The sequence below is a fragment of the Chitinimonas lacunae genome (assembly GCF_042650885.1).
In the GTDB taxonomy this organism is placed as follows: Bacteria; Pseudomonadota; Gammaproteobacteria; order Burkholderiales; family Chitinimonadaceae; genus Chitinimonas_A; species Chitinimonas_A lacunae.
Genome location: NZ_JBHSBU010000001.1, coordinates 52,211 through 64,579 on the forward strand (window position 1 = coordinate 52,211; position 12,369 = coordinate 64,579).

At 62.8% G+C, this 12,369-nt stretch carries 10 protein-coding genes; 6 read left to right on the forward strand and 4 right to left on the reverse strand.

Translation table 11 applies throughout. From position 1 onward, the window contains the following. Positions 1-38 precede the first annotated feature (38 nt). Positions 39-749: a substrate-binding periplasmic protein gene (locus ACFOW7_RS00190; protein WP_378159741.1), complete on the forward strand. Its 711-nt coding sequence runs from the start codon at positions 39-41 to the stop codon at positions 747-749. Between the two features lie 167 nt (positions 750-916). Then, entirely contained in the window at positions 917-2,401 is a 1,485-nt protein-coding gene (locus ACFOW7_RS00195) for a methyl-accepting chemotaxis protein (RefSeq protein ID WP_378159743.1), read from the forward strand. Positions 2,402-2,756: 355 nt separating this feature from the next. On the opposite strand, the gene ACFOW7_RS00200 is transcribed toward ACFOW7_RS00195, so the two are convergent. The 3 genes from ACFOW7_RS00200 to ACFOW7_RS00210 all read right to left on the reverse strand — a co-directional run bounded on the left by ACFOW7_RS00200 (position 2,757) and on the right by ACFOW7_RS00210 (position 7,395). Then, a complete protein-coding gene (locus tag ACFOW7_RS00200) occupies positions 2,757-4,364 on the reverse strand; it encodes a peptide chain release factor 3 (protein ID WP_378159745.1) in 1,608 nt (535 codons plus the stop codon). Positions 4,365-4,542: 178 nt separating this feature from the next. Further along, the gene (locus ACFOW7_RS00205) at positions 4,543-5,283 is read right to left on the reverse strand and encodes a substrate-binding periplasmic protein (protein ID WP_378159747.1); all 741 of its coding nucleotides are present in this window, start codon (positions 5,281-5,283) and stop codon (positions 4,543-4,545) included. A gap of 189 nt (positions 5,284-5,472) precedes the next feature. Beyond that, positions 5,473-7,395, reverse strand: a complete 1,923-nt coding sequence (locus tag ACFOW7_RS00210) for an ATP-binding cassette domain-containing protein (protein WP_378159749.1) — start codon at positions 7,393-7,395, stop codon at positions 5,473-5,475. A gap of 212 nt (positions 7,396-7,607) precedes the next feature. Here ACFOW7_RS00210 and ACFOW7_RS00215 point away from each other — a divergent pair, with 212 nt between their 5' ends. Continuing rightward, the gene (locus tag ACFOW7_RS00215) at positions 7,608-8,081 is read left to right on the forward strand and encodes a hypothetical protein (RefSeq protein WP_378159751.1); all 474 of its coding nucleotides are present in this window, start codon (positions 7,608-7,610) and stop codon (positions 8,079-8,081) included. Between the two features lie 134 nt (positions 8,082-8,215). Here ACFOW7_RS00215 and ACFOW7_RS00220 read toward each other — a convergent pair whose 3' ends face one another. Beyond that, positions 8,216-9,262, reverse strand: a complete 1,047-nt coding sequence (locus ACFOW7_RS00220) for an RCC1 domain-containing protein (protein WP_378159753.1) — start codon at positions 9,260-9,262, stop codon at positions 8,216-8,218. Between the two features lie 351 nt (positions 9,263-9,613). On the opposite strand from ACFOW7_RS00220, the gene ACFOW7_RS00225 reads away from it, so the two are divergent. From ACFOW7_RS00225 to ACFOW7_RS00235, 3 genes are all read left to right on the forward strand, one after another. Then, positions 9,614-10,474, forward strand: coding sequence for a 3',5'-nucleoside bisphosphate phosphatase (locus ACFOW7_RS00225; protein ID WP_378159755.1), 861 nt, complete (start codon positions 9,614-9,616; stop codon positions 10,472-10,474). Positions 10,475-10,544: 70 nt separating this feature from the next. Next, positions 10,545-11,174: an L-threonylcarbamoyladenylate synthase gene (locus ACFOW7_RS00230; RefSeq protein WP_378159757.1), complete on the forward strand. Its 630-nt coding sequence runs from the start codon at positions 10,545-10,547 to the stop codon at positions 11,172-11,174. Positions 11,175-11,346: 172 nt separating this feature from the next. Next, on the forward strand, positions 11,347-12,018 hold the full coding sequence (locus ACFOW7_RS00235; RefSeq protein ID WP_378159760.1) for a site-2 protease family protein: 672 nt from the start codon (positions 11,347-11,349) through the stop codon (positions 12,016-12,018). Positions 12,019-12,369 lie beyond the last annotated feature (351 nt).

Genomic DNA, 12,369 nt, shown 5'->3' on the forward strand with positions numbered 1-12,369 from the left:
TGATGCGGATGGGATGGCAGTCCTTCCGGGCTGGCCTGTTGGCCCTCATGTGTGCCGGGGCGGCGCTGGCCGAGGTCAAGACGGTGACCCTGGCTTCACTCGAATGGCCGCCCTATACCGGGGCCAAGTTGCCGGAGCAGGGCGCCAGTGTGGCGGTGGCACGGGCAGCGTTCAAGGCGATGGGCTATGAGCTGAAAGTCGAGTTCTACCCTTGGAGCCGGGCGGTGCAATTGGCCAAGAACTCACCTGGCCATGCCGGTTATTTCCCTGAATATTATTCCGACGAACTCAAAAACGATTTCGTGCTGTCCGAGCCCATGGGCAGCGGCCCGCTCGGGCTGGCCCAGCGCAACGATAAGCCGCTTAACTGGAGCAAGATATCCGATCTGTCAGCGATCAAGGTCGGTGTGGTACAGGACTATCTCAATACCACCGAATTCGACGCCCGCGTCGCCGCGAAGCAGCAAAGAGTCGATGTGGCGCCCGACGATTCGCGCAATCTGATGAAACTCGGCGCCGGTCGTATCGATGCCGCGGTGGTGGACAGCAATGTCTTTACCTACCTGCTGAAGACCGATCCGCAGCTCAAGCCCTATGTGGGCCAGTTGTCGATGAATCCCCGGCTGATGGAGGACAAAAAGCTCTATATCTGTTTCAAGAAAGGCGCCGAGGGTGAGAGGATTGCCCGCGTGTTCAATGAAGGGCTGAAGAAGATCGATATCAGCGCCATCATGGCCAAACACCTATAAAGACAACTGTCCCGCCTGCGACTTTCCAGTCGCAGGCGGGAGAGGCTGATCATCAATAAATCATGCTTTTCTGATATTCTCTTGTCTTTCTGATAGTTTTCAGATCTCTGCACGACTCCCCGAACCATGGCGGCGCTGCCGCCCTGCCTGCTCACAAGGATTTCCGCATGACCATCGCTTCGGCCTTTGGTGACGTGATCGACTGGTTTATTCCCGACAGCGTCAAGCAACATCCGATCGATCTGAGCCGCGCCCGTAATCTCGTCGGCGCTTCCTTGCTGGCCTCGCTGTGCGTACCGATCTTTTCGCTCAGCTATTTCCGCTTGAACCATGCGGCCATGGCCTGGGGCATCGTGATCGCCGGTGGCCTGATGATCATGATCAGTCTGCTGATGAAGCTGACCGGCGCGCTGGTGCTGCTGCGCGAATATGGCCTGGCGGTGTTTTTCGGCATGGTGGTGTGGATGTGCTATGTCAACGGTGGCATCGAGTCCTCATCTGCCTCCTGGTTTCTGCTGGTCCCCGTGGCGGCCATGTTTCTGGGCGGCCGGCGCAGCAGTATCTTCTGGACCGGCTGTACGCTGCTGGCCATTGTCCTGTTCTCGCTGGCGCACAGCCATGGCTGGCCATTGCCCAAGAGTCCGCTGGCGGCTTCGCTGCATGCCCAGTTGCAGACCCGCTCCCTGTTTGCCTTGACCCTGGTGCTGTTCTGTCTGGCGCTGATTTTCGAAGTCGGCAAGACCCGCAGTTTCGCCAAGATCGAGCAGGCCCGCGCCGCGGCCGAGCGCAGCAATGAGGCCATCGAGCGGATGCTGGGCCAGGTCACCCAGACCATCGGTACGGCATCCGGCCAATCGACCGAGATCAACGAACGCTCGCGTTCGATCAGTGAAGCCATGCGCCATCAGGCCAAGGAAACCGATGCCATGGCCCAGTTGATCGACCGTATCGCCGGCCTGACCGTCACCAGCGTCGAACAATCACAGCGCGCCGCCGACGAGGCGGGCCAGGCCGGGCGTCTGGCGCAGGAGAGCGGGGTCGCCATGACCCGCACGCTCGAAGACCTCGACGCCGCCTCGCGGGCAGTCGGCCACTCGGCCGAACGGATCGAGGACCTGGGTCGGCGCAGCGGCGAGATCGGCCATATCGTCCAGGTCATCAGCGAAATCGCCGATCAGACCAATCTGCTGGCCCTCAACGCCGCCATCGAAGCGGCCCGCGCCGGCGAGTCGGGACGTGGCTTTGCCGTCGTGGCCGATGAAGTGCGCAAACTGGCCGAGCGCACCACGGTCGCCACCCGCGAAATCGGCGATAAGGTCGGCAAGATCCTGACCGGCACCTCCGAAGCCATGGAAGCGATGCGCGAAGGCACCAGCCGGATGGCCGCCATCAATGCCCACGCCGCCGAAGCCGATGCCAAACTGCGCGCGATTATCGCCGGTACCGAACAGGTGGCTGGCCTGATCAAGGATGTGGCCGGCAACGAGGCCCAACAATCCAACCGTATCCAGGAAATCGCCCAGGATATCGCCGGCCTGCGTGCCGATGTGCTGGCCGCCAGCGAGTCGACCGCCGCCATTGCCGCAGCGGTGAAGACGCTCGATACCACCGTCCACGATCTCGACCAGCTTGCCAGTCAACTGCGCACCTGAGTGTCCGTGGGTCAGTTCGAGCAAGAATGGAGACGTAAGTCTCCATTTTTCTTTCAGAAGCGCTCAGGGGCTAGTGGATACTTTTCCTGAAATTTTCCTATTGGCCTCTCCGAGCCATGAGTGGCTCCGTCGCTGCCAAGGGATTGGCGGGTTGGGGGACGGTGGCGAAGGAAAGGCGGAAAAAGACACGGCCCGCTGCTGAGCGGACCGTGTGGTCTGACGTGGTCGAACGCGTCCCGCGTGACGGGACGCTTAGGCGACTTACTTACTATCCTTATCGATACTGGCGCTAAACACAGCGCCAGTATTTGCAATGGTTCGATCCGGATGGAAGGTTAATTAGTCAATCATCCGTTTACAGCTTGGCCGCATGTTCGCGCGTGGCATGGAACTGGACCTTGGGCCAGCGCTCCTGGGTCAGTTCCAGATTGACCCGGTTGGCCGCCAGATAGGTCAGATTGTCGGCGGCGTCGCGAGCGAGGTTCATGGCCAGCGATTTCTCGAAGTCCTGCAGGATGCGGGCATCGTCACACGATACCCAGCGTGCGGTATAGATCGAGCACGACTCGAAGATCGCATCGACGCCGTATTCGTTCTCAAGCCGGCTTTTCACCACTTCGAATTGCAGCACGCCCACCGCACCCAGAATCAGATCGGCGCCCGACAGCGGCTTGAATACCTGCACCGCGCCTTCTTCGCCCAACTGTTGCAGACCTTTTTGCAGTTGCTTCAGCTTGAGCGGGTTGCGGATGCGGACCGAGCGGAACAGTTCCGGCGCGAAGAACGGGATGCCGGTAAAGGTCAGCATTTCGCCTTCGGAGAACGAGTCGCCGATCTGGATATTGCCGTGGTTGGGCAGGCCGATAATATCGCCGGCGTAGGCCTCTTCCACCTGTTCACGACTCGATGCCATAAATGTGACAACCGAATTGGCAGCCACATCGCGTTCAAGACGCAGATGTTTCATTTTCATGCCACGCTCGAACCGGCCCGAGCAGACGCGCAGGAAAGCAATGCGGTCGCGGTGCTTCGGGTCCATATTGGCCTGGATCTTGAAGACGAAGGCCGAGAATTTTTCTTCTGATGGCGAGACTTCGCGCACGCTGGCGTCGCGCGAGCCCGGTGCCGGTGCCCAGTCGACCAGGGCGTTGAGAATCTCGCGCACCCCGAAGTTATTGATGGCCGAGCCGAAGAACACCGGCGTCTGCCTGCCGGCCAGGAAGGCGGCGAGATCGAACGGGTGCGAAGCACCCTTGACCAGTTCGAGTTCCATCCGGGTGTGCTCGATTTCGAGCGGGAACAGTTCATCGAGGCGCGGGTTGTCGAGGCCCTGGATGACTTCGGCCACTTCCTGACCGGCCTTGTCTTCACCCGGGGTGAACAGCAGCACCTCGTCCTTGAGGATGTGATAGACGCCACGGAAGGTCTTGCCCATGCCGATCGGCCAGGTGATCGGTGCACACTGGATCTGCAACACCGATTCGACCTCGTCGAGCAGCTCCAGGCTGTCGCGCACCTCGCGGTCGTACTTGTTCATAAAGGTGACGATGGGCGTGTGGCGCAGCCGGCAGACGTTGAGCAGCTTGATCGTCTGGGCTTCCACGCCTTTGGCGGCGTCGATCACCATCAGGGCCGAATCGACCGCGGTCAGCACGCGGTAGGTATCTTCGGAAAAGTCCTGGTGGCCCGGGGTATCGAGCAGGTTGACCACATGGTCGCGGTAATCGAACTGCATCACCGACGAGGCCACCGAAATGCCGCGCTGTTTCTCGATTTCCATCCAGTCGGAAGTGGCGAACTTGCCAGTTTTCTTGCCCTTGACCGTACCCGCCAACTGAATGGCACCGGAGAACAGCAGCAGTTTTTCCGTCAGCGTGGTCTTGCCGGCGTCGGGGTGGGAGATGATGGCGAAGGTACGGCGGCGCGCCACCTCGGCGGCAATCTGGCGGGCAAACTCGGACATGACGGTGGACGGAAAGGGGGAAAAGGGGCGGATTTTAAGCGAGCCGGTCCGCCCCAAGCAAGTCTGCTGGCGCTAAGCAATTGATCTATCGACAGAAAAAGCCGGTTGCCTCACCGGCAGTGTCACAGGCCGAAGCTAAGTCGTCTTGGAGAATTTTTTAATAAAAAGAAGGACATCGCTACCTGTCTCGCACAGGATTTTCCTTTTTATTGGCTTTAAGGAGGGGGCTTTCATAGTCGGGCAATTCGCCCTGTTGGCGCAGCCTGAGCAGCGCGTCATTGAGGCGCGGCAGCAAAGCACGGTGGCGTTTGTGCAGATAGTGATAGAGCGGCTCGACTTCGCTGACGAAGCCGACTTCGCGTACCTGCGACAATTCCTCGCGCGCCAGCACCTGGGCCGCCTCGCTGCGCGGCAGCAGCGCGATATCGGCGGTACGGGTGGCCACCAGCCTCAAGGCATCGTAGCTGTCCAGTCCCTCGACCTTGTGGGGCAGAGGTTCGAGATGACGTTCGATAAAGCGGGCTCCGCGCATATAGGCCACCCGGTAGCGCGTGAGCGCCTGCCAGTTGCCGGGCACAGGAGTGCCCGGGCGGGCATAGGCGCCCAGCTCGACCTGGGCGATGGCAATCGGCACGCGCAGCAGATCGGGGTGTTCCTGACCGATCTGGCGGATGCGCAGCAATTCGGCATCGAGCTGACCACCCGCTGCCAGCAACAGGGAGCGTCGCGTCGGCAACCGCACGAGCTCGACCTCGATGCCCAATTGGCCATATACCCGCCGCATCAGCGCCTCGCCCTGGTCCGAGAGCGGTGAATGGCTATCACTGCGGCCGATCCGCAAAGGTTCGGCGGCAAGGCCCAGAGACAGCAGCAGCAAGGCCAGCCAGCGCCAGTGTGTGGGCAGGAGGGAAATGGTCATCACCGAGCGATTCCTCATCCGATCAGGTCCGGTTGACCGGTTGGCAGGCAAGTGCCATGGCATCCGACGGCTGGCGGCGGGTGCGACAGGTTTGTCTGGAAATTTTTATATCAAATAAAACGGCGCAATAAGTCTTGCGCCGTTTTTTCTTGTTATTTTAATTGATACCTGTTTTGCGGCAAGTCGAGGTTATGGGGCCTCGCCGCGTTGTTTCTTTTCCAGGACTTCCCAGCGCTCCAGCCTGTCGAGCAGGCCCAGCTCGATCGTGGCGATTCTTTCCTGCCAACTGGCGGCCTGTTTGGGGTCGTCGCGGTAGATTTGCGGGTCGAGCAGCTTTTGTTGCAGCGCGGCTTGTTCCTGCTCGAGTGCTTCGATCTCGCCGGGCAGCCGTTCGAGTTCGCGTGTTTCATTGAAGCTCAGTTTGACCGTGCGGTTGCCGCGCGAGGCCGAGGTCGGGGCCGGGGTGGCCGGTTTGGCGGCCGGGGCCTTGTCCTGGGCGGTTTTTTCCTGGGACAGCATGCGGGCGCGGGCGTTTTGCCAGTCGTCGTAGCCGCCCGGATTCTCATAAAGCCGGCCATCGCCTTCAAACACGATCACCTGGGTGACCACGTTGTCGAGGAAAGCCCGGTCGTGGCTGACCAGGAAGACCGTGCCTTCGTATTTTTCCAGCAGTTCCTCGAGCAGTTCGAGGGTTTCGATATCGAGGTCGTTGGTCGGCTCGTCCAGCACCAGCACATTGGCCGGCTGGGTAAACAGTCGTGCCAGCAGCAGGCGGGCCCGTTCGCCGCCCGAGAGCGAGCGGACCGGGCTGCGGGCGCGTTCGGACGGGAACAGGAAGTCCTCGAGATAGCTGATCACATGCTTGCGCTCGTTGCCCAGCGTCACATAGTCGCTGCCGGGGCTGATCACGTCGCAGATCGGCATTTCTTCATCGAGTGCTTCGCGGAACTGGTCGAAATAGGCCACCTGCTGCTTGCTGCCGCAGCGCACCGTGCCCTGGTCGGGGGTGATTTCGCCAAGGATCAGCTTGAGCAGGGTGGTCTTGCCGGCGCCATTGGGGCCGATCAGGCCGATCTTGTCGCCTCTGAGGATACGGGTGGTGAAGTCGCGGATCAGCGTGCGGCCGTCGTAGCCCTTGCTGACGTGTTCGAGTTCGGCCACCAGCTTGCCCGACTTGTCGCCGGCGTCGAGCGAGAACTGGACATTGCCGACCCGATCGCGCCGGGCCGCCCGCTCCTGGCGCAGCCGGGCCAGCCGTTCGATCCGGGCCTGGGCGCGGGTGCGGCGGGCTTCGACGCCCTTGCGGATCCAGACCTCTTCCTGCGCCAGCAGGCGGTCGGCCTTGCGGTTGATCACCGCTTCCATTTCCAGCATTTCGGCCTTGCGGGTCTGGTAGGCGCTGAAATTGCCCGGGAAACTTTGCAGATGGCCCCGATCGAGTTCGACGATCCGGGTGGCGACGTTATCGAGGAAGCGGCGGTCGTGGGTAATCAGCAGCACGGCGCCCGGGAAGGCGCGGATCAAGCCTTCGAGCCATTCGATGGCGCTGAAGTCGAGGTGGTTGGTGGGTTCGTCGAGCAGCAGCACATCGGGTTCGGCCACCAGGGCGCGAGCCAGCGCCACCCGCTTTTTCCAGCCGCCCGACAATTCGGCGATCTTCTTGTCGGCCGGCAGGCCCAGATGCGACAGGGTAGAGGCAATCAGCGAGTCAAAGCGCCAGCCATCGCGGGCTTCGAGTTCATGCTGCAAGGCGTTGAGCTGCTCGAGGGCCGCGGCGTCGCCCGTGCCGGCGGCCAGGGCGGCGGCGTGGTAGTCGGTCAGGAGTTGCTTCAGCTCGCCCAGCCCTTCGGCGACGGCGGCAAACACGGTTGATTCGGGGTCAAACGGTGGCTCTTGCGGCACATAGGCAATCCGGCCGCCGTGGGCGATGCGGATTTCCCCGTCGTCGAGCCGGGCTGCGCCGGCGATGGCCTTGAGCAGCGAGGACTTGCCGGCGCCGTTGCGGCCGATCAAGCCGACCCGCTCACCGGGTTCGAGCGACAGATCGGCATGGTCGAGCAGGGCGACATGACCAAAGGCGAGGCAGGCGTTTTCTACGGTAAGGACAGGCATGGGGATCGCTGCGGGGGGAAACGGAAGCGGCGATTATACCGCTTTGCCTCGGACGACCAGCCGGGCGGGGTGGGAAAAACAGCCAAACTGGCAAGCCGGATGGTGGCAATCGATACTAAAACCAAAGCGCGGCCGTGTCGGAACGTTCATCGGTCGCTATCGGTCCCATTTGGACTGCTTCTATTGCGGTATATCGGCTCAGGAAGGAGGTCATGGTGATCCGCTCGATCCATTCCTTGCAGCGGCTGCCTGCCGGCTTGGCCGGGCGGCGCTTTCACTGTCGCTCCCTGGCCTGCCCGGCCTGTCAGGCACTGCCTTGCTGCCGTCGTTTCCGGGCCGCTACCCCAGCCCCGTCGCCTCGCCGTTGGCGCGCCCCGATGGGGCGGCAATGGCGGCTTCATCCCGTCCATCTCTATATTCGTCCCGGCCCGATGGTCATGGCCCGCCTGGGTCTGCTCTATGGCCATCCGGGGACCACCGATCTGCGCGAACGCTGGCTGGTGGTGCCGATGCCCTTCGACCCCGATGGCGTGCTGACCGCCTTGCAGCAGCAGATCGGCTGGGGCTATCTCGACCGTGCCCTGACCCAGGCCGCGGTGCCTACGCTGACCAGCGGTTTCAGCTATGGCGAAGGTCGGCGCTTTGCCTGTCAGATCCGCTCGATCTTCGATCCGGTCCAGGTCTAGCGGTCCCCCGAGTCATGAAAAGTGACCCGGATCGGCGCATCGTTCTGCGCCCATCCTCTCTGGCGCCGAGCACGGACGCGTCGAAGGCAAGCGGGTCGTCCCGGACCTGAGACCAAGAGCCAGCGTCAAGCGCCTCAAGCCGCCTGGAACAGCAACTGCGGGCTGGTGGCGACTTCCTCATCGAGCGCGAGCTGGCGGCCGCTGTTGTCCCCCCAGGCCCAGACGCTGCGGGCGGCGGCCGCGAGGACGTGGGCCTGGCCGGCGGCGATCCTGACCACCCGGTCGATATCGGGCACCCGGGTCGGTGTGCGCACATCATGACGATGGGCCAGTCCCAGCTGACCCCGACTATTGCAACCCCAGGCGTAGACCCGGCCGCTGACTGACAGCGCCAGCGAGAAGAACATGCCGGCTGCCACCGCTGTCACGGGCTCGGGCAGCTTGAGCCGGACCGGGCGCACGCCAAAGGCAATCGAGGCTTGACCCAGCTGACCGTGATTATTGCTGCCCCAGGCCCAGACCTCGCCGTTGCGGTCGACGGCCAGCGAATGGCTGACGCCGGCATCGACGGTGGCAAAGCGCTGGGCACCGGCGACCTGGACCGGCACATAGGCATCGCGCAGCTCGCCATTGCCAAGCTGACCAGCGGCATTGGCGCCCCAGGCCCATAGATGGCCGTCGTCGTCGAGGGCCAGGGCATGGCCGCGTCCGGCGCTGATCGACACGATGCCGTGCAGGGTACGGATGGTATCGGGGCCGTCGTCGAGTGTGGCGCTGGGGCGACCGAGCGCGCCTTCGCCATTGAGACCCCAGGAATAGACCTGTCCCTGGCCATCGAGCGCCAGACTGAAGCATTCGCTGGCGGCGAGCTGGGTGATGTCCTTGAGCATCTCGATGGGTTGCGGCCGGTCGGGCGTGAGCGGGCGGGACAGACCGCCGGTACGATGCGTTCCCCACACATGCACCCGACCCAGTTCGATCAGCCCCAGGCTGATGCCGTAGCCGGCGGCAATCCGCACGAAGGGCTGTTCGATGCGGACATAGACGCCCTGACGGTTGCGGCCGCATGGTTCGGCCCGCAGGCTCGGGTCGCCGCCCCAACCTACGGCCTGGCCGTCGGCCAGCAGGATCAGGCTATGGTCGCGGCCGCAGGCAATATCGACGATCTGGTTCGATGACATGGTGATCTTCCTGGCATAAGACGCCCCCGCTGCGGCCGCTGGCGGCAGCAAGGAGAAGGCTGAAACGGGTGGGGCAGGGCGACCGTGGCTAGGAGGGCACGGTCCGGAGAGCGCGTGGCGGCCAGCGCTTATCCAGAGCCGGCGGGAGGGCAGGAACATGGCGGATGATTGGGCTCATGGGCTACCTCCCGATCAGGAAATTGGACACGCCGGATGGTTGGACTGCACTGCAATGACGATAGTCGATCGTTCCGGCAAAAGCGAAATTTTCCGTGGCCGGCGGTCGGGCTCGATGGTGACGGGGGTCTGGTATGATCGGAACCGAGCCCATTTCGCCCTATCCTATTTCTTATGCTTTATGTCGATCTACATAGCCATTCCAACGTCTCCGACGGCATGCTGCCGCCGCGCGAAGTGGTGGCGCGTGCTGCCGAACGCGGCTGCCGGCTGTTTGCCCTGACCGACCACGACGACCTGCGTGGTCTGGCCGCCGCCGCCGAGGAAGCCCGGGCGCGCGGCCTGCGCTTTGTCAATGGCGTCGAGATCTCCGTGTCCTGGCGCAAACACACCCTGCATATCGTCGGCCTCGATATCGACCCGGACAATCCTGTGCTCAATGCAGGTCTGGCCAGCCTGCGCGAAGGCCGTGACGGCCGGGCCGTGCGGATGGCCGAGGCGCTGGCCGAGGCCGGCATCCCCGATACCCTGGCCGGGGCACGTCGCTTTGCTGATAACCCGGAAATGATCGGTCGTGCCCATTTCGCCCGTCATCTGATCGAGCGCGGCGTTGCCAAGGATATGAAAGCGGTATTCAAGCGCTATCTGGCGCGTGGCAAGCCCGGTTATGTGGCCCACGACTGGGCCAGCCTGGCCGATGCCGTCGGCTGGATACGCGCAGCCGGTGGTATTGCCGTGATTGCCCATCCGGGCCGTTATGAATTCGGCAAGCAGACGATGTTGGAGCTGATTGCGGAATTCAAGGCTGCCGGTGGCCAGGGGATCGAAGTGGTCTCGGGCAGCCACGGGCCCGACGACTACGCCCGTTTCGCTCAACTGGCACGGGAACATGGCTTGCTGGCCTCGGTAGGATCGGACTACCACGCTACCGGCGAAGGCGCCCGCGAGCCTGGTGTGATGCCCGATCTGCCCCATGGTTGTGACCCGGTCTGGCGTGACTGGCAGGCGGTGGCCGAACTAGGCGGGCCGGCCTGAGCGTCCCGGGGCGGAAAATTCCGCGCGATTGGTATAAGCTCGCGCCCGCCCCGCTTCCGAGAACCCGATCATGGCCCAGTATTTCCTGATCCACCCCGACAATCCGCAAGCCCGTCTGATCCGGCAAGCGGTCGAGATCATCCGCGATGGCGGTGTGCTGGTCTATCCGACCGACTCCTGCTACGCCATCGGCTGCCAGCTTGGCAACAAGGAGGCGCTGGAGCGCGTCCGGCGTATCCGCCAGGTGGACGACAACCACCATTTCACCCTGGTGTGCCGCGACCTCAAGGAACTCGCCACCTATGCCCGGGTGGACAACCGCCAGTTCCGCTATCTCAAAAGCGCCACACCGGGCCGCTATACCGTGATCCTCACCGCCACCCGGGAAACCCCGCGCCGGGTGATGCACCCCAAACGCAATACCATCGGCCTGCGCGTGCCCGACCATCCGGTCGTGGCCGCGCTGCTCGAAGAGCTCGGCGAGCCGCTGCTGTCGGCCACCTTGCTGTTGCCGGGCGAGGAATGGCCGCTGACCGAAGGCTGGGAAATCCGCGAGCGGCTCGAACACGAGGTTGACCTGATCCTCGATGCAGGCAGTTGCTCGGTCGAGCCGACCACGGTGATCGATCTGACCGACGACGACCCGGTCCTGCTGCGCCGTGGTGCTGGCGATCCGGCGCTGTTTGGTCTGCAAGAATAAGCGCCATCGACAACTGGAAATAAATCGGACAATCCTCTGCAAGAAGAGGATTTTCTGATAAAGAAAAAATAAATATATGCGTCAACACTCGACCAGACTCTCCGATTTGCCGGGCACCACTCCCAACTGATCCCGACCATGGCCTTATGCGCCGGAAAGCCTTTTGCTGCCCATGCAGGAAATTCTTGAAGTCATCACCCTCTATACCCTGCCAGTGATTTTCGCCCTGACCTTCACCCAGGCCGCCCAGGCCATGGTGGCCGACCGGCTGGGCGACACCACCGCCCGCTCGATGGGGCGGCTGACCTGGAACCCGTCGGCGCATATCGACCCGCTCGGTACCATCCTGCTGCCGCTTGGCATGATCGCGCTGGCCAAGCTGTCCGGCGGCATGGTGCCGCCGATCCTGATCGGCTGGGCCAAGCCGATTCCGACCGATTACCGCATGCTGCGCAATCCACGGCGCGATATGCGCTGGATTGCCGCCGCCGTGCCCCTGACCAATCTGGCGATGGTGCTGTTCTGGGCGGTGCTGTTCAAACTGGGCGCCTGGAATCCGGACAGCTATGTGGCCGAGCCGCTGCAAAGGATGTCCTTGATCGGGGTGGTGCTGAATGCCTCGTTTGCCGTGCTGATGTGCCTGCCCATCCTGCCGTTCCCGGGCGGCATGATCACCCTGAGCCTGTTGCCGCCGCGTCTGGCCGAGCGCTATGCCCGTCATCAGCCCTGGGGCATGCTGATTCTGGTGGTGCTGTTCCTGACCGGGATACTGGGCTTTGTGATGCTGCCGTTCATCCATGCGCTGCTGGCGGTGGTATTCCTGCTGTTTGGCATTGCACCCTGACGAGCCTGCATCGGCCTTGTGTCCGACCCACTGACAAAAGCCCGCATAAGCGGGCTTTTGTTTTGCTGTCGTCAAGCTGTCCTGAGTCGGCTGGGCGTAGGCTCAGACGCTCGCGCACGCCTGGTTGGATCCGAGCCAAACGTCAGGGCGATAAAGCTGAGCGGCCGGGCCTGCTTCAGCGAGCACCTCGGTGGCCGAATCGACGGACAGGCAGGGTGCCTTAGCGCTTTTCCCCTGAAATCGGCGTCGCAGCAAGTCTGGTTGAGCGCAGGCAGCCGGCGCTTTGAGGGCCGGACACCTTGACTCCGAATCGACTGGAAATGCGCTAGCTGCAAAGCGGCGTCACCCACC